The organism is Pseudomonas sp. S3_E10 (assembly GCF_054667615.1).
The window spans coordinates 3,735,536-3,753,065 of record NZ_CP162743.1 but is presented as its reverse complement, the minus strand read 5'-3'; the positions used below and the strand labels follow the sequence as shown (position 1 = coordinate 3,753,065).

The following is a 17,530-nucleotide window of genomic DNA, read 5'->3' as shown; positions in this document are numbered from 1 at the left end:
CTTGCTCCCGATAACGACGGATCAGTAAACATTTAAGTGACTGACACGCTGCTATCGGGAGCAAGTCGAATCGTCGCACCGCCCCTCCCACATTTTGACCGCGCTTATCAGTCTTCGAGGGCTCGCACTCGCTGCATGCGTTTCTGTTCCAGCGGTGCATCAGCCACCTGCAGCTCAAAATCAAAATCAATCTGCGCGAGGCGCCCTTGCACCCCAAACTCCCGCGCCAGTTGCTGGTCGTCACTGAAGCGGATCTCGGCGATCAATTCATCGCGTGTCGCATACGCAAAGTCGTCGTGCAGGTAGGGGTCGTCCGACAGGTTGATCTGCGTGGTCAGGTGCCGATAGCCCGGCGCCGAGATGAAGAAGTGGATATGCGCCGGCCGCTGCCCATGGCGCCCCAGTTGGTCGAGCAACTGCTGGGTCGGACCGGTCGGCGGGCAGCCGTAGCCCGACGGCACGATGCTGCGAAAACGGTAGTTGCCCTGGGCATCGGTCTGGATACGGCGGCGCAGGTTGAACTCCGATTGAGTGCCATCGAACCAGGAATAAGTGCCGCCGGTATTGGCCTGCCACACATCGACAATCGCGCCGGCCAACGGTTTGCCATTGGTATCGCGCACCTGGCCGCGCATGAACAGCGGCACCGCGGCGTCGGTCCCATCATCCAAGCGCGCTTCGTACTGGGAGAGTGGCGCGCCGGCTACGTACAGCGGGCCTTCGATGGTGCGCGGAGTGCCGCCGGTCTTGCCGGCCTCTTCATCGGCGGCATCCATCAACATGTCCAGGTAATGCTCCAGGCCCAGCCCGGCGACGAGTAGCCCGGCCTCTTGGTTCTTGCCCAGTTCGTTGAGGTAGTTGACTGCCTTCCAGAACTCTTCGGGCGTCACCTCCAGGTCTTCGATGATGTTCACGGTGTCGCGCAATATGCGGTAGATCAGCGCCTTGGTGCGCGGGTTACCGCCGTCATTAAGGTTGCCGCTGGCTTCTTCGAGAAACTGTTGGGCATGGGCAGTCTGGGACAGTCGAATGGACATGGTGCACTCCTCATCTTGTAGTTATCAGGTGTAGGACCGGCTTAACGGTCGTCCTCATGGATCGACGAAGGGTGGCGGCACAGGGCGTTCACTTCGATGGCCATGTAAGGGTAAAGCGGCAGTTGCATCAGCAGGTCATGCAGTTCCTGCACGCTATCGACATCGAACACGCTGTAGTTGGCGTAAAGCCCGGCAATGCGCCACAGGTGGCGCCATTTGCCCTCCTGTTGCAACCGCTGGGCAAGCGCTTTTTCGTCGGCCTTGAGGTGGGCGGCGCGCTCGGGGTTCATGTCGACGGGCAGGTTCACAGTCATTTTTACGTGGAACAGCATGGCGGGCGCCTCTTAGTGTTTATCACGGCGGAAGAACGCCAGGCGCTCTTCGTCGATGGCCAGGCCCAGGCCCGGCGCGGTGGAGACATGCAGATGGAAATCGCGGTACACCAGCGGCTCGGTGAGGATGTCTTCGGTGAGCAAAAGCGGGCCGAACAGCTCGGTATCCCAAGCCAGTTTGTTCAGGGTCAGGAAGGCGTGGGCCGAGGCCAGGGTGCCGATACCGCCCTCCAGCATGGTGCCGCCGTACAGGCCGATACCCGCCGCTTCGGCAATGGCCGCCGTGCGCAATACGGCACGCGGGCCGCCATTCTTGGCGATCTTGAGCGCAAACACCGAGGCCGCACCGTCACGGGCCAGGTTGAAGGCATCTTCGACACACTCGATGGACTCATCGGCCATGATCGGCGCCGGGCTCGACAGGTTCAGCCGCGCCATGCCGCCACGGTTGTTGCGAGAGATCGGCTGCTCGATCAGGTCGATGCCGTTATCGCCCAACACCTTGCACGCCCGCAGCGCCACGGCTTCGTCCCAGGCCTGGTTGACGTCGACGCGCACACTGGCGCGCTCACCCAGGGCCTTCTTGATCGCGATGACGTGGGCCAGGTCGCGGCTCACTTCACCGGCACCGATCTTCAGTTTGAAGATACGGTGGCGGCGCAGGTCGAGCATCTTCTCGGCTTCGGCGATGTCTTGTTCGGTATTGCCGCTGGCCAGGGTCCAGGCCACCGGCAAGGCGTCTCGCACACGGCCGCCGAGCAGTTCGCTCACGGGAAGATTCAGGCGTTTGCCCAATGCGTCGAGCAAGGCGCTTTCCACGCCGGACTTGGCAAAGGTATTGCCGCGGATACTGCGCTCCAGGCGCAACATGGCGGCGTTGATATTGCTGGCGTCCTGGCCGACCAACAGCGGTGCAAAGTGCCGGTCGATGTTGATCTTGATGCTGTCGGGGCTTTCGTTGCCGTAGCTCAGGCCACCAATGGTGGTGGACTCGCCGATGCCTTCGATGCCATCGGCGCAGCGAATGCGGATGATCACCAGCGTCTGGTTTTGCAGGGTGTGCATCGCCAGCTTGTGCGGGCGGATGGTGGGGAGGTCGACGATAATCGTCTCGATCGACTCGATGGCGCAAATCGGCATGGCAATACCCGTTGGGTTCTTTATAGGTCTGCGCTGATTCTGTGCCCGTGCTTTCCAAGCAGCCAATATAGAATTAGTCTCGAACAATACTTTTAAGGTATCAAAGGAGCCGTCATGGAACTGCGTCACCTGCGCTACTTCCAGGTGTTGGGCGAAACCCTCAACTTCACCCGCGCCGCCGAACGCCTGCATATCGCCCAGCCGCCGTTGAGCCGGCAGATCCAGCAATTGGAAGAGGAACTGGGCGTGGTCCTGCTGGAACGTGGCCGGCCCTTGCGGCTGACCGAGGCCGGGCGATTCTTCTATGAGCATGCCAATGTGTTGCTCGAACAGTTGAACAAAATCTGCGACAGCACGCGGCGTATCGGCCAGGGCGAAAAAACCTGGCTGGGCATCGGTTTTGCGCCGTCGACGCTGTATGGCGTGCTGCCCGAGCTGATCCGACGGCTGCGTACCCACGAGGCGCTGGAGTTGGAGTTGGGCCTGTCGGAAATGACCACGTTGCAGCAGGTCGACGCACTCAAGGCCGGGCGCATCGATGTGGGTTTTGGGCGGATCCGCATCGACGACCCGGCCATCGTGCAACGCGTGCTGGTGGAGGACCGGTTGGTGGCCGTGTTGCCCGCCGGTCACCCGTTGCTCGCCGCGCCCGCCACCCTCGCCCAATTGGCCGCCGAGCCGTTCGTGCTGTACCCCGGCAATCCGCGCCCCAGCTATGCCGACCACGTGATCGCACTGTTCGACGCCCATGGCTTGAGCCTCAAGGTGGCGCAGTGGACCAACGAACTGCAAACCGCCATCGGCCTGGTCGGCGCGGGCATGGGCGTAACGCTGGTGCCTGCGTCGGTGCAGGTGCTGCATCGGGCGGATATCGGCTACACGCCAGTGGTGGAGGCCACGGCGACGTCGCCGATTATTCTGAGCCGAAGGGTGAATGATCAGTCGCCGGGGGTGAGGCATTGTTTGCAGTTGGTTGAAGAGCTGATCTGAGTTCATTCAAACGCCAAGCCCCCTCCCACATTTTGATCTTCATTGCTTTCAAAGACTGCGCAGGCGCTTGCGCTGCAACGTCTGGCTGGGGGATTCATCGAACAGCTTTCTGTACTCTGCCGAAAACCGCCCCAGGTGGGTAAACCCCCAGCCCAGGGCGATCTCGGAGATGGTGCTCGTGCAGCCCTGTTCAAGAATGTCCTGGCGCACCCCCACCAGTCGGTATTTCTTCACGTAGGCCATGGGCGACAGCGCGAAGTACTTGCGGAACGCATCGAACAACTTGAACCGCGACACGCCGGCAGCCGCTTCCAGGTCTTCCAGATGCACCGGTTCGCGGGCGTTGTCGTGAATGTACTGGCGCGCCCGAATCAAGTAGTGCGGCAGTTTCACGCCGAGGACAGCGCGCAGTTCTTCGGAATAGTTGTTCGGCTGGGCCAGGATCAGGCCCTTGATCAGCGAGCTTTCCAGGTCGCGGGTAAACGCGGCCTGTTCGTATAACTCGCTGCTGCGTTCCAGCTCGGCGATGAAGTAGCGCGCCATGCGCCACCACGAGGCCGGCGCGCCGTCCACCGCATCCATCACCGGTTCAAAGCGCAGCGGCGCATCGATGGGCCGTTGCAGCAGACCTTCCAGGGATTCACTCATCGCCGCCCGGGTGATCACCACTTGCAGCTTGCGACAGTCACCGGAAATCGCCAGCACCTGGTGCTCGTTGGGCGCGATGATGACCCCTTGATCGCGGTTGGAACTGACGCGCTCGCCGTTCTTGCAGAGTTCCTGCTCGCCCACCAGCGGCAGGCTCAGGCTGTAGCTGCTGAAGTGCTCGGCGTCTTCGATGTCGATGGTCACGTCGGTGCCGTATTCGATCACGCCCAGGGTGGTCGCGCGGGACTTGAATACGTTGGCGCTGTGATGAAAACGCAGGCGTTCCGGCGTACTTGTCGCCAGGCGGTGCGGCCCGCAGATGCCGGACATCCAGCGGCAAGCGCCTTCAAGGTCGAAGCGTTGAATACTGATATCGCGTGTCTGGCTACTCATCAGGGGGCACCCACGGCGGTTAGGCGTTTGCGCGCTCTGGCGGCGCGTCACGGTTGTTGGACAGCAAGTTCCACGCCACGCGGCGCGGGGGCAACCAGGTGGATAGCAACGGCCGACTATGTGGATAAAACACAGACGTTTCCCACAATCGCCCAGCGGGACGGTAGCGCATTGCGTCACCGCGCCGCACCGTTATGAGTATTTGCTGCCCAACTTTGCGGCCCATCTTCCCCCATTAAGCGGATAGCCCGCGCCCTGCCCGGCTGCCTCTAATACCCCACCCGATCAGCCCCTATCAAATAAAGGTGCCTCCCATGAGTGGTGCAAGAAGCGTCGAGCAGTGGAAGAGCTTTATCGAAAGCTGCCTGGATTTTCGTCCAGCCGATGAGGTGTTCCGCATCGCCCGCGACATGTTCACCGAGCCTGCGCTGTTTGACCTGGAGATGGAATTGATCTTCGAGAAGAACTGGATCTACGCCTGCCACGAAAGCGAACTGGCCAATAACCATGACTTTGTGACAATGCGCGCCGGGCGCCAGCCGATGATCATCACCCGCGACGGCGAGGGCCGCCTGAATGCGTTGATCAACGCCTGCCAGCATCGCGGCACCACCCTCACCCGCGTCGGCAAGGGCAACCAGTCCACCTTCACCTGCCCCTTCCATGCCTGGTGCTACAAGAGCGATGGCCGGCTGGTGAAGGTCAAGGCGCCGGGGGAATACCCGGAAGGCTTCGACAAGGCCACGCGCGGCCTGAAAAAGGCGCGCATCGAGAGCTACAAGGGCTTTGTGTTCATCAGCCTGGACGTGAACGGCACCGACAGCCTGGAAGACTTCCTCGGCGACGCCAAAGTGTTCTTCGACATGATGGTCGCGCAGTCCGCCACTGGCGAGCTGGAAGTGCTGCCGGGTAAATCCGCCTACACCTACGACGGCAACTGGAAGCTGCAGAACGAAAACGGCCTGGACGGTTATCACGTCAGTACCGTGCACTACAACTACGTGGCCACGGTGCAGCATCGCCAACAGGTGAATACCGAGAACGGCACGGCCTCGGGCACCACGTTGGACTACAGCAAACTCGGCGCGGGCGATGCGAATACCGACGACGGCTGGTTCGCCTTCAACAATGGCCACAGTGTGCTGTTCAGCGACATGCCCAACCCCAGCGTGCGCTCCGGCTACGCCACCATCATGCCGCGCCTGGTGGAAGAACACGGCCAGCAAAAAGCCGAATGGATGATGCACCGCCTGCGCAACCTGAACATCTACCCCAGCTTGTTTTTTCTCGACCAGATCAGCTCGCAGCTGCGCATCATCCGCCCGGTGGCGTGGAACAAGACCGAGATCATCAGCCAGTGCCTGGGGGTGAAGAACGAGTCGGACGCCGACCGCGAAAACCGGATTCGCCAGTTCGAAGATTTCTTCAACGTCTCGGGCATGGGCACGCCGGATGACCTGGTGGAATTTCGTGAAGCCCAGCGCGGTTTCCAGGGCCGCCTGGAGCGCTGGAGCGACATCTCGCGCGGCAGCCACCGTTGGGCCACCGGGCCGACGCCCAACAGCGAAGCCATCGGTATTCAACCGGCCATGACCGGCACCGAATTCACCCACGAAGGGCTGTACGTCAACCAGCACCGCAACTGGCAACAGTTCCTGCTCAAGGGCCTGGACAAACAAGCGCTGACACTGCGGGAGGTGGAATGATGAACGCCGAGTTGCAATACCGGATCGAGCAGTTTTTTTATCGTAAATCCGAGCTGTGCGACGCCCAGGACTGGGACGCCTATGTGCAGCTGTTCGACCCGCTGAGCGAGTTCCACCTGCCGCAGTGGGACTCGGAACACGTGTACACCCGTGACCCCAAGCGCGAGATGTCATTGATCTATTACGCCAACCGTTCCGGCCTGGAAGACCGCGTGTTTCGCTTGCGCACCGGCAAGGCCGCGTCGGCCACGCCGATGCCACGCACGGTGCACCTGATCAACAACGTGCGCATCGCCGAGCAAGCCGGCGGCACGCTGGAAGTGAAGCTGAACTGGCACACGTTGTTCTATCGGCTGGCGACCTCGGAGCAGTTTTACGGGCAGGCCACTTACACATTAAAGCCCGATGGCGACAGCTGGTTGATCACGCGCAAGCATGCCTTGCTGCTCAACGACACCATCAATTCGGTGCTGGATTTCTATCACCTCTGACCGCGGCTGTTGCACGTTTGTACGGAGTTCAATCCATGAATCACAAAGTTGCCTTCAGTTTTGCCGACGGCAAGACCCTGTTTTTCCCGGTGGGCGCCAATGAGATCCTGCTGGATGCCGCACTGCGCAACGGCATCAAGATCCCGCTGGACTGCCGCGAGGGCGTATGCGGCACCTGTCAGGGCCGTTGCGAATCCGGCGAATACACCCAGGATTACGTGGACGACGAAGCGCTTTCCAGCCTCGACCTGCAACAGCGCAAAATGCTCAGTTGCCAGACCCGGGTGAAGTCCGACGCCACGTTCTACTTCGACTTTGATTCGAGCCTGTGCAACGCGCCTGGGCCGGCGCAGGTGCGCGGCACGGTGAGCGCAATGCAGTTGGTATCGGCCAGTACCGCGATCCTGCAGGTGCAATTGGACGCACCGCTGGATTTTCTGCCGGGCCAATATGCGCGGCTGGCGGTGCCGGGCACATCCAGTTGGCGCTCGTACTCCTTCGCCAATCGGCCGGGTAATCAAGTGCAATTCCTGATCCGCCTGCTGCCGGACGGGGTCATGAGCAACTATCTGCGTGAACGTTGCCAGGTCGGCGACGAGCTGCTGATGGAGGCGCCTTTGGGTGCGTTCTACCTGCGCCACGTCACTCAGCCGTTGGTGCTGGTGGCCGGCGGCACCGGCTTGTCGGCAATGCTGGGCATGCTCGACGAACTGGTCGCCTCAGGCTGCGAGCAACCTGTGCACCTCTATTACGGCGTACGCGGCGCCGAGGACTTATGCGAGGCCGCGCGCATCGCCGCCTACGCCTCGACACTGGCGGGTTTTCGCTACACCGAGGTGCTCAGCGACGCCTCACCCGAGTGGGCCGGCAAGCGCGGTTACCTCACCGAACATGTTGACCTGGCTCCCTTGCGCGACAGTTCGGCGGATATGTACGTGTGCGGCCCCCCGCCGATGGTTGAATCCATCCAACAATGGTTGGCGGATCAGGCACTTGATAGCGTTCAGCTGTATTACGAAAAGTTTACGCAGAGTAATATCTGACCCCTCAGCACTGAGGGGCTGGTGTGGCGTGCAATCAACCCCAAGAAAAACAAAGTAAAAGGGAACCTTAATGGCGGATGACATGGTTAACCCGGTGGGCCTCAAGCGTGGCCTGAAGAACCGGCATATTCAGTTGATCGCCTTGGGAGGGGCGATTGGTACGGGGTTGTTCCTCGGCTCGGCCGGGGTACTCAAGTCGGCGGGGCCGTCGATGATCCTCGGTTACGCGATTGCCGGTTTCATTGCGTTCCTGATCATGCGCCAGCTCGGTGAGATGATCGTCGAAGAGCCGGTGGCCGGGTCCTTCAGCCATTTCGCGCATAAATATTGGGGCGGCTACGCGGGCTTTCTGGCGGGCTGGAACTACTGGGTGCTGTACGTGCTGGTGGGCATGGCCGAATTGACGGCCGTGGGCAAATACATCCAGTTCTGGTGGCCTGAAATCCCGACCTGGGTCAGCGCGCTGGTGTTCTTTGTCGCGGTGAACCTGATCAACACGCTGAATGTGAAGTTCTTCGGCGAGACCGAGTTCTGGTTCGCGATCATCAAGGTCGTGGCGATCGTCGGCATGATCGTGCTCGGCTGCTACCTGCTGTTCAGCGGTACCGGCGGCCCGCAGGCGTCCATCAGCAACCTGTGGAGCCACGGCGGGTTCTTCCCCAATGGCGGCATGGGGCTGTTGATGTCGATGGCGTTCATCATGTTCTCGTTCGGTGGCCTGGAGCTGGTGGGCATCACCGCCGCCGAAGCCAGCGAACCGCGCAAGGTGATCCCCAAGGCGATCAACCAGGTGGTGTACCGGATCCTGATTTTCTACGTCGGTGCCCTGACCGTGCTGCTGTCGCTGTACCCATGGGACCAACTGCTGCAAACCCTCGGCGCCTCGGGCGACGCCTACAGCGGCAGCCCGTTTGTGCAGATCTTCTCGCTGATCGGCAACGACACCGCCGCGCACATCCTCAACTTCGTGGTGCTGACCGCGGCGCTGTCGGTGTACAACAGCGGCGTGTACTGCAATAGCCGCATGCTGTTCGGCCTGGCCGAACAGGGCGATGCGCCCAAGGCACTGATGAAGCTCAACAAGCAGGGCGTACCGCTGCGGGCGCTGGCGATTTCGGCATTGGTGACGATGCTGTGCGTGGTGGTCAACTACGTCGCGCCGCAAAGCGCCCTGGAATTGCTGTTTGCGCTGGTGGTTGCCTCACTGATGATCAACTGGGCGCTGATCAGCATCACCCACATCAAGTTCCGCAAGGCCATGGGCGAGCAAGGCGTGACGCCGTCGTTCAAGACCTTCTGGTTCCCGTTCAGCAACTACCTGTGCCTGGCGTTCATGCTGATGATCATCAGCGTGATGCTGGCGATCCCGGGCATCCGCGAGTCGGTGTATGCGATGCCGATTTGGGTGGGGGTTATCTATATGGCCTACCGGTTGCGCACGAATAAGGCGAAAGCGGTAGCCGCAGCGCAGTAATACCCATGTGGGAGGGGGCTTGCTCCCTCCCACATTTGATTGCGTTTACAGAGTAGAGCGTACTCGCCACAGTTCGGGGAACAACACCGTGTCGAGCATCTTGCGCAGATACCCCACGCCTTCGGTACCACCGGTGCCCGGCTGGAAGCCAATAATCCGCTCCACCGTGGTCACATGCCGAAAACGCCACTGGCGGAACGAATCTTCCAGGTCGATAAACTTCTCGGCCAACTGATACAAATCCCAATACCGGTTCGGATCGCGATACACCTCGCGCCACGCCGCCTCCACCGACTCATCATGCACCGTGGCCGCCGTCGGGTCGCGCTCGGCACGCTTCGGATCAATCGCCAGGCCCGCCTTGATCATCAGGTTGATCGCCTCGTCATACAGCGACGGCGTGGCAATCGCCACTTGCAGCTGTTGCAGCAGCTCCAGGCGATGGGCGTGCGGACGCAGCAGCGCAGGGCTTTTGTTACCGAGGATAAATTCGATCTCGCGGTACTGGAACGACTGGAACCCCGACGACTGCCCCAGGAACGGGCGGATCGCCTTGTACTCGGACGGCGTCATGGTCGCCAGCACCGCCCAGGCATGTACCAATTGATCAAAGATGCGCGAGACCCGCGCCAGCATCTTGAACGCCGGCGGCAACTCGCCCAGGCGCACATGTTCGCGGGCGGCCTTGAGTTCGTGGAGCATCAGTTTCATCCACAGCTCGGAGGTCTGGTGCTGGATGATGAAGAGCATTTCGTTGTGGTCCGGCGACAGCGGGTGCTGGGCACTGAGCACTTTGCCCAGGTCCAGATAGTCGCCATAGCTCATGGACTCGGAAAAATTCAGTTCGGCGTTATGCCATTCTTCCGGGGGTTGGTAATCGGCAGAGAAGGGACATTGGCTCATCGCGTGGGCTCCAGAAGCGGGCGCAGGATTGCGCGGACGGGGCTGGCGTCGAGGTTGGCAAAGCGCAGCGGCAGGGCGATCAACTCGTAGTCGCCCTCCGGCACGTCATCAAGCACGATGCCTTCAAGAATCGCCATGCCATGACGGGCCACGGCGTTGTGGGAATCCATGGTCTTGGACTGCTGCGGGTCCAGGGACGGGGTATCGATGCCGATCAAGCGCACGCCCAGGCTGGCGAGCAGCTCGATGGTTTGCGGCGCGATGGCGGTGAAGTTTGAATCCCACTCGGTCAGCGGCGCTTGTGGATAAGTGCGCAACAGCACACGTTCCGGCAAGTTATCCACACGCCCTTGCAACTGATGCGGCTGCACCAGCGCGCCGCTGTCCAGGCAATGCAACACGCGACAAGGCCCCATGTACACATCCAGCGACACTTCGCCGATCGGCGCACCGTCGGCGCTGTAATGCAGCGGCGCATCCACATGGGCGCCGGTGTGCGGCGACAGGGTAATGCGCCCTACATTCACCGGGCACTCGGGGCCGAACTGCCACACGCGCTCTTCCTGGAACGGCGTATCACCCGGCCACGTCGGGGTCGCCGTACTCAAGGGCGGGCTGATATCCCACCACGTTTTTATTGGGTTCATTTGCAGGCTCTCGGCGGTTACTGAAGTGAATGATACGAGGGCCTGTCGTGAATTTTCTTGCGAATTCTGGCGCAGAGCGGGAAATCTTTCGCAGTTACTGCGAGGAAATGCCTGGTTTACGCTCGAAAGTGCCGCCCAACCACAGGGGAGCTGCCACCAAAGCCCCCACATTGTCCTCGCTGTGCCAGTAGAACCGTATGCGCCTGCGCTTCTGGGTATCCCAGTGTCGAGTTCAGACCACCGGCCCCGCGCCCAAGGCTTTAGGGTGCTTCTTTTAATTCCCTGCCTCGGAGTCATCATGCCCAAGCCCATCACTGTATTGCGCGACACCCATCCCCTGCCGGTCCTGGACGCCTGCAAATGGGAAAAGCTCGAAGGCGACCCGCACACCGTCAACCTCAATGCCTACACCAGCGAAGACGGCAGCAAGATCATGGGCACGTGGATCTGCACCCCGGGCAAGTGGTATGTGGACTACGTGAAGTGGGAATACTGCCACTTCCAGGAAGGCTACTGCATCATCACCCCTGAAGGGATGGCGCCGATCCACCTGCGGGCTGGGGATATCTTTGTGGTGGAGCCGGGGATGAAGGGAACGTGGGAAGTGGTCGAAACGGTGCGTAAGTATTTTGTGTTTGCCTGAAGCTGTTTTGTGGTGAGCGGGCTTGCCACCGCGAGCCCGCTCACCACAACGGGTTATTTGGGCTTGCGATAGCTGTTGATGATCGCCGAGAAGTCCTTGCCCCCCTCCCCGCGCTGGCTCATCGATTGATACAACTGCTGGGCCACCGCGCCGAGAATCACCGGTTGCCTGGCTTGGCGCGCCGCTTCGGTGGCCAGCCCCAGGTCCTTGAGCATCAAGTCCGCGCCGAACCCGCCGGTATAGCCGCGCGATGACGGCGCGGTTTCAATCACGCCCGGCCATGGGTTGTAGGTGTCGGAGCTCCAGCAACGCCCGGTGGAGCTGTTGATGATGCCGGCCAGCACCTGGGTGTCGATACCCAGCGCATCGCCCAGCGCCATGGCTTCGCTGACGCCGACCATGCTGATGCCCAGCAGCAGGTTGTTGCAGATCTTGGCGATCTGCCCGGTGCCCACATCACCGCAATGCACGATGTTACGACCCATCTGCGCCAGCACCGGTTGCAGGGTGGCGAACAGTTCCGGGGTGGCGCCGACCATGAAGGTCAGGGTGCCGGCTTGTGCCCCGCCGGTACCGCCGGAGACCGGCGCGTCGGCCATCACTACACCGTGTTTGGCGGCAGCCGCCGCCACCTCGCGCGCGGTTTGCGGGTCGATGGTGCTGCAATCCACCGCCGGCACGCCCTTGCCGATACCGGCGAGTACGCCATCTTCGTTCAACCAGACGCTGCGCACATGGGCGGCGGCCGGCAGCATGGTAATGACCAGCTCGGCGCCACTGGCCGCATCACGCGGTGAGTCGCTGATGCGGCCGCCCAGTTCGGCGAGTTCCTTGAGCACGGCCTGGTTCAGGTCGAACAGGTTCAGCGCATGGCCGGCCTTGATCAGGTTGCGGGCCATGGGCGCGCCCATGTTGCCCAGGCCGATAAATGCAATTTTCATGGTCGTCTCCAAAATCAGCGCAGGTTGATGGTGGTGTTGACGCCATCGTTGACCGTGTCGTCATCGAACCAGCGGCTGGTGACGGTTTTGGTCTGGGTATAGAACTGCACCACTTGCTTGCCGTAAGGGCCGAGGTCGCCGAGCTTGGAGCCACGCGAGCCGGTAAAGCTGAAGAACGGCACCGGCACCGGGATCGGAATGTTGATGCCGACCTGGCCTACGTCGATCTCGCTCTGGAACTTGCGCGCCGCCGCCCCACTCTGGGTGAACAGACCGGTGCCGTTGCCGAACGGGTTGGCGTTGACCAGCGCAATGGCCTGGTCGAGGGTGTCGACTTCCAGCACCACCAGCACCGGGCCGAAGATTTCCTGGGTGTAGATCTGCATGTCCGTGGTCACGCCCGAGAACAGGGTCGGGCCGACGAAGTTGCCTTGCTCGAAGCCCGGCACTTGAATGTCACGGCCGTCCAGCTCCAGCTTGGCGCCTTCTTTGACGCCGCTTTCGATCAGCTCCAGGATGCGCGCCTTGGCGCGCTTGGAGATCACCGGGCCCACATCGGTGCCGGCTTCGCTGCCCGCGTTGACCTTGAGTTTCTGCGCCAGCGCCTTGAGGTCCGGCAGCCATTGCTTGGCGGCGCCCACCAGCACCACCACCGAGGTGGCCATGCAGCGCTGGCCCGCCGCGCCGAAACCGGCTCCCACCAAGGCGTTGAGCGTGTGTTCGCGATTGGCATCCGGCAGCACCACCGCGTGGTTCTTCGCGCCCATCATCGACTGCACGCGCTTGCCGTGTTTGCCGGCCAGGTCATAGACGTGAGTGCCGACCGCCGTCGAACCGACGAAGGAGACGGCCTTGATGTCTTTGTGGGTACAGAGCGCATCCACCACGTCCTTGCCGCCATGCACCACGTTGAGCACGCCGGCCGGTACACCGGCTTCCAGCGCCAGCTCCACCAGCAGCAGGGTCGACAGCGGGTCCTGCTCGGATGGCTTGAGGACGAAGGTGTTACCGCAGGCGATGGCCATCGGGAACATCCACAGCGGGATCATCGCCGGGAAGTTGAACGGGGTGATGCCGGCGCACACGCCGATGGGCTGGCGCAGGGTATAGGTGTCGACCCCGCCCGCGACGTTCTCGGCGAACTCGCCCATTTGCAGGGTGCCAATGGAACAGGCGTGTTCCACCACTTCCAGGCCACGGAAAATATCGCCCTCGGCGTCGGCAATAGTCTTGCCCTGCTCGGCGCTGAGGACGACGGCGATACGTTTGGAATGTTCACGGATCAAGGCTTGCAGCTTGAGCATGATGCGCATGCGTGCGCCGATCGGCGTGAGCTTCCAGGTCTGGAAGGCGCGATGGGCGGCGTCGATGGCGGCGTTGACTTCCTCGGCCGTGGCAAACGGGACTTTGGCCAGTACCTGCTGGGTGGCCGGGTTGACGATGTCTTGCCAGTGGGTGGTCTTGGATTCGACCCACTCGCCATTGATCAGCAATTTGACCTGTTGTACGGAAATATCGGCAGATGCGTTCATGGGGTCTCCAACTCTTATATTTATCTAGAGACAAGGCGCTTGAATCGCCTTGAAGAATGAGGCGTTCGGACTGTTTTTGGAGTATAGATGTGCAAATCTCTAATAAGAACGCACATAAAAGCCGGTCCAATATGCAAAAAAACATCACATCACTGGGTTCCCTGAACTGGGATGACCTGAAGTTTTTCCTCGAAGTGGCGCGCACCCGCAAGGCCAGCGTCGCCGCCAAGCGCCTGGCGGTGGACTACACCACCGTGTCGCGGCGCATCAGTTCACTGGAAGTGTCGCTCGGCACGCTGCTGTTCGAAAAATCCCGGACCAACGGCTTCGTGCTCACCGCCGAAGGCCAGCGTTTGCTGGGCTACGCCGAGTCCATCGAAAGCACCCTGCACATGGCCTGCGAGCAAGTCTCCGGCTCTGGCGTGGCGCTGTCCGGGCATGTGCGCATGGGGTGCACCGAGGGCTTCGGCAGTTTCTTTGTTACCCCGCAGTTGAGCCACTTCGTCGACACCTACCCGGCGATTTCGGTAGACATCCTGCCCCTGCCCCACTTCATCAGCCTGTCCAAGCGCGAAGCCGACATCGTCATCGCCCTGGAACGCCCGGAACACGGGCCCTATGTGTGCTGCAAACTGTGCGACTACAAATTGCAGTTGTACGCCACCCAGGGCTACCTCGACCAACATCCCCCCATCCAACGCCCGGCGGATTTGGCCGAGCATCCGTTTATCAGCTACGTAGACGACTTGGCGTTCAGCTCGGAGTTGCTGTACCTGGCGAACGTGGTGCCCGGCGCCAGCGCCAGCCTGCGCAGTACCAGCGTAATCGCGCAATACGTGGCGGCGCAGCAGGGCCGGTCGATGGCGATACTGCCGTGCTTTCTGGCGGCGCAGGACCCGCGGTTATTGCCGGTGCTGGGGGAGCAGATTGCGATTACCAGACAGTTTTGGATGTATTGCCGCGAGGATCTGAGGAAGTTGAAGCGCATTACGTTGCTGTGGGATTACATCCGCGAGGTGACGGAGCAGAACCAGGGGTTGTTGATGGGGGAGACGCGGGAGATGAGGTTTGCAGATTGAAGGCCAGCATTCGGCGGTTGAAATGTGGGAGGGGCTTGCCGCCGATAGCAGTGTGTCAGTCACTGGAGGTAGTGACTGATGCATTGCTATCGGGAGCAAGCCCCCTCCCACAGTTGATTGCATTTCAGATAAGAACTGGCGAGTGCGCTCAGTCGGCAATCACCACGATCGACACCCGCCGATTCTCGGTACGCCCTGCTGCGGTGTCGTTGGACGCCACCGGCTCGCTGCTGCCCAACCCGCGCAGTTGGACGTTTTCTTCTTTCATGCCTACGCCCGTCAACACCGTGGCCACGCTTTTGGCGCGGCGCAAGGAGAGTTGTTGGTTGTAGATTTCCTTGCCCGAGGTGTCGGTATGGCCGTCGATGCGCACACGTTCGATGCCGACGCCCAGCAGGGCCTTGCCGATGCGTTGGACGATCTCGGTGCTGGGTGGGTTGAGGGTTTCGACGTCGCTGCCAAACAGCACTTTGCCCGACAAGCCGAATGCCCAGCCTTCGTCGGTGAGTTCGAAACCTTGTTGTTTGAGGACCGCCACCTGCGCCGGGGTCAGGCCTTTGGGGGGTGGTGTCTGACAGCCGCCGAGGGCCAGCAGCGCCACCCATAACATGAAGAACATAACGCGTGCAGTCGAAAACAAGGGATCAACTCCTGTGTTGAACATTGACGGCGGAGTGCTCCGACTCTGCCGTTTGATGGCCGCCCTGGAAAAACCGTTTGGCCTGGTACATCGCCGTGTCGGCGGCATTGAGTAAGGCGCCGGGTGTCGCGCCATGGTCGGGATAGATCGCGATACCGATGCTCAGTGAGGTCAGCACCTGGGCGTCGCCAGGTACAACGATGGGTAAATCCATGCTGGCGATGATCTTGTCGGCGATGCCTTGGGCATCCTCGACCGTGTGCAAGGGTGCCAGCAGGATGGCGAACTCATCACCGCCCAGACGCGCCACCAGGTCGTCTTCACGCAGCTGCGCACGCACGCGGTTGGCCACGGCGACGAGGACGGCATCGCCGGCGGCGTGGCCAAAGCTGTCGTTGATTTCTTTGAAACGGTCGCTGTCGAGGAACAGCACCGCCACTTTTTCGTCGAGCTTCGCGGCGCTGCGCAGGGCGCGGATCAGCCGGCCTTCGAAGAACGCGCGGTTGGGCAGGCCGGTGAGGCTGTCGTGATTGGCCTGGTGCGCCAGGGTTTCGTTTTCGCTTTGCAGGTGGTTTTGCCAGGCTTGCATTTCGCCCAGCAAGGCATTGAAGTCGCTGCCCAGGCTGTCGAGTTCGGCGATGCGCGCCGGCGGCACGCGGCGGTTAAAATCGCGCTCGCTGCGTGCGGCGTGGGCCACGGCGGCAAGGCTTTGCAGCGGCTCGGTGATGCCCCGCAGCAGGCGCCGCGCCAAGTGCAGGGCCACCCAGGCGCTGAGGGCGGTACACACCAGAATGCCGGCCAGGCCGCTGAGCAAAAAGCGCAACAGGCTGCCGCCGTGGCCGCTCAGGTGGATGCTGCCGATGGTACGCCCCTGGTGCAGTATCGGCTGGCTGATGGGCTGTTCGAGCAGGGTGTGCGCCAGCGCCAGTTCCAGCCGCGAGAGCATGCCGGTTTCCGGGCGTTCCCAGTTCGCCAGTGACTTGCCGTTGGCATCCAACACTTGGGCCTCGGCCACTTCCTCGGTAGACGCAATCAGGCTGAGCGCCTCGGTGGCAGCGGCGCGGTCGTTAAACACCACGGCGGCTTCCACGGTGTAGTTGATGGAGCGAGCGATCAGGTGCAGGTTGTGTTCGGCGTAGACCCTAAGCGCCAATACGCCGAGCAGGGTCAGCGACACACTGGCCAGGGTCACTGCCACCAGAGCCAGGATCAAGTGCCCTCGACCGATGACGGAACGCAGGGTCGGTCGCGCTTTCACGGCTGTCATGAACCGGGTGCCCGACGACGTGACAGTTGCAGCACACTGGGATGAATGCGCACGCCGCTGCGCGCCACCGAGTCGAGGTTGACCTCAAACGACACCTGCTCATCGCCCACTCGCAGGCAGAACAAACTGCCCACGGTGCATTGGTCGCCGCCTTCGCTGATGCTGAGCACCGGGTGGCCGATCAAGGAGGTAAACAGGCGGCTGCGTTCGTCATTGCTGAGCTTGCCGATGTACACCGCGTCACAGGCATTGACGATATCGGGATGGTCGGCCAACAAGCGCCGCACCTCCACCGGGCGCCCGGTGGCTTGGGTGGTGCCTTTGATCAGGTCATCGGTGTATTGGGTCGGGCCGACAATGCACAGGTGCAGTTGGGTGGGTTCTACCGGCCAGCGGGCATAGCTGAGAATACCGAGCACCACCTGGGTGACCGCCTGGGCACGCTGGTCCGCTGCGCTCGGCGCCTCGGCAAACGCGCACGGTGCCAGCAGGCAGAGAATCGCCACCAACCACACGCGTCTCCAGCTCAAGCTACGGCCTATGGGCGAGACAGCCACGTTCATGCAGCGATTCTCTTTGGTCTTGTTGGGATGATGCCGCAACGATAGCACACGGCAGGAAAAC

At 61.6% G+C, this 17,530-nt stretch carries 18 protein-coding genes; 7 read left to right on the top strand and 11 right to left on the bottom strand.

Features of this window, described 5'->3' with window-relative positions; translation table 11 throughout:
- Positions 1-107 precede the first annotated feature (107 nt).
- From catA to AB4N98_RS17100, 3 genes are read right to left on the bottom strand one after another with little or no spacing between them, the layout of a single operon-like run.
- Positions 108-1,037, bottom strand: coding sequence for a catechol 1,2-dioxygenase (catA, locus tag AB4N98_RS17110; RefSeq protein WP_017531068.1), 930 nt, complete (start codon positions 1,035-1,037; stop codon positions 108-110).
- A gap of 41 nt (positions 1,038-1,078) precedes the next feature.
- Positions 1,079-1,369 (bottom strand): muconolactone Delta-isomerase, encoded by a 291-nt coding sequence (gene catC / locus AB4N98_RS17105; RefSeq protein WP_017531069.1) that lies wholly within the window; start codon positions 1,367-1,369, stop codon positions 1,079-1,081.
- 12 nt (positions 1,370-1,381) lie between these two features.
- Positions 1,382-2,509 carry a muconate cycloisomerase family protein gene (locus AB4N98_RS17100; RefSeq protein WP_017531070.1) on the bottom strand — a complete coding sequence of 376 codons (1,128 nt, stop codon included), beginning with the start codon at positions 2,507-2,509 and terminating at the stop codon, positions 1,382-1,384.
- Between the two features lie 114 nt (positions 2,510-2,623).
- Between AB4N98_RS17100 and AB4N98_RS17095 the strand changes: the two genes are divergently transcribed.
- Entirely contained in the window at positions 2,624-3,499 is an 876-nt protein-coding gene (locus tag AB4N98_RS17095; protein ID WP_065876578.1) for a LysR family transcriptional regulator, read from the top strand.
- Between the two features lie 48 nt (positions 3,500-3,547).
- On the opposite strand, the gene AB4N98_RS17090 is transcribed toward AB4N98_RS17095, so the two are convergent.
- A complete protein-coding gene (locus tag AB4N98_RS17090; RefSeq protein WP_017531072.1) occupies positions 3,548-4,540 on the bottom strand; it encodes an AraC family transcriptional regulator in 993 nt (330 codons plus the stop codon).
- Between the two features lie 314 nt (positions 4,541-4,854).
- On the opposite strand from AB4N98_RS17090, the gene antA reads away from it, so the two are divergent.
- The 4 genes from antA (at position 4,855) to AB4N98_RS17070 (ending at position 9,254) form a co-directional block, all read left to right on the top strand.
- Entirely contained in the window at positions 4,855-6,246 is a 1,392-nt protein-coding gene (antA, locus tag AB4N98_RS17085) for an anthranilate 1,2-dioxygenase large subunit (RefSeq protein ID WP_017531073.1), read from the top strand.
- On the top strand, positions 6,246-6,737 hold the full coding sequence (gene antB / locus AB4N98_RS17080) for an anthranilate 1,2-dioxygenase small subunit (RefSeq protein ID WP_017531074.1): 492 nt from the start codon (positions 6,246-6,248) through the stop codon (positions 6,735-6,737). Before antA ends, antB begins: the two co-directional genes overlap by 1 nt.
- Before the next feature lie 35 nt (positions 6,738-6,772).
- Positions 6,773-7,780, top strand: coding sequence for an anthranilate 1,2-dioxygenase electron transfer component AntC (gene antC / locus AB4N98_RS17075; protein WP_017531075.1), 1,008 nt, complete (start codon positions 6,773-6,775; stop codon positions 7,778-7,780).
- 70 nt (positions 7,781-7,850) lie between these two features.
- Positions 7,851-9,254, top strand: coding sequence for an amino acid permease (locus AB4N98_RS17070; RefSeq protein ID WP_065876579.1), 1,404 nt, complete (start codon positions 7,851-7,853; stop codon positions 9,252-9,254).
- Between the two features lie 45 nt (positions 9,255-9,299).
- Here AB4N98_RS17070 and kynA read toward each other — a convergent pair whose 3' ends face one another.
- Positions 9,300-10,157 carry a tryptophan 2,3-dioxygenase gene (kynA, locus tag AB4N98_RS17065; RefSeq protein ID WP_065876580.1) on the bottom strand — a complete coding sequence of 286 codons (858 nt, stop codon included), beginning with the start codon at positions 10,155-10,157 and terminating at the stop codon, positions 9,300-9,302.
- Positions 10,154-10,804, bottom strand: a complete 651-nt coding sequence (kynB, locus tag AB4N98_RS17060) for an arylformamidase (protein WP_065876581.1) — start codon at positions 10,802-10,804, stop codon at positions 10,154-10,156. The genes kynA and kynB overlap by 4 nt, the downstream gene beginning before the upstream one ends.
- Positions 10,805-11,102: 298 nt before the next feature.
- On the opposite strand from kynB, the gene AB4N98_RS17055 reads away from it, so the two are divergent.
- Complete coding sequence (locus AB4N98_RS17055) at positions 11,103-11,447, top strand: cupin domain-containing protein (RefSeq protein ID WP_017531079.1); 345 nt, start codon at positions 11,103-11,105, stop codon at positions 11,445-11,447.
- A gap of 53 nt (positions 11,448-11,500) precedes the next feature.
- On the opposite strand, the gene mmsB is transcribed toward AB4N98_RS17055, so the two are convergent.
- Together mmsB and AB4N98_RS17045 are read right to left on the bottom strand one after the other, a co-directional pair.
- Positions 11,501-12,388, bottom strand: a complete 888-nt coding sequence (gene mmsB / locus AB4N98_RS17050) for a 3-hydroxyisobutyrate dehydrogenase (RefSeq protein WP_017531080.1) — start codon at positions 12,386-12,388, stop codon at positions 11,501-11,503.
- 14 nt (positions 12,389-12,402) lie between these two features.
- Entirely contained in the window at positions 12,403-13,920 is a 1,518-nt protein-coding gene (locus AB4N98_RS17045; RefSeq protein ID WP_017531081.1) for a CoA-acylating methylmalonate-semialdehyde dehydrogenase, read from the bottom strand.
- A gap of 131 nt (positions 13,921-14,051) precedes the next feature.
- On the opposite strand from AB4N98_RS17045, the gene AB4N98_RS17040 reads away from it, so the two are divergent.
- Complete coding sequence (locus AB4N98_RS17040; RefSeq protein ID WP_017531082.1) at positions 14,052-14,999, top strand: LysR family transcriptional regulator; 948 nt, start codon at positions 14,052-14,054, stop codon at positions 14,997-14,999.
- 148 nt (positions 15,000-15,147) lie between these two features.
- On the opposite strand, the gene AB4N98_RS17035 is transcribed toward AB4N98_RS17040, so the two are convergent.
- Genes AB4N98_RS17035 through AB4N98_RS17025 form a run of 3 tightly spaced genes read right to left on the bottom strand, consistent with a single transcriptional unit; the run spans position 15,148 to position 17,469 of the window.
- Positions 15,148-15,639: an OmpA family protein gene (locus AB4N98_RS17035; RefSeq protein WP_065876582.1), complete on the bottom strand. Its 492-nt coding sequence runs from the start codon at positions 15,637-15,639 to the stop codon at positions 15,148-15,150.
- A 4-nt stretch (positions 15,640-15,643) separates the two neighbouring features.
- Complete coding sequence (locus AB4N98_RS17030; RefSeq protein ID WP_017530722.1) at positions 15,644-16,906, bottom strand: diguanylate cyclase domain-containing protein; 1,263 nt, start codon at positions 16,904-16,906, stop codon at positions 15,644-15,646.
- Positions 16,903-17,469 carry a YfiR family protein gene (locus AB4N98_RS17025; RefSeq protein ID WP_017530723.1) on the bottom strand — a complete coding sequence of 189 codons (567 nt, stop codon included), beginning with the start codon at positions 17,467-17,469 and terminating at the stop codon, positions 16,903-16,905. The genes AB4N98_RS17030 and AB4N98_RS17025 overlap by 4 nt, the downstream gene beginning before the upstream one ends.
- Positions 17,470-17,530 lie beyond the last annotated feature (61 nt).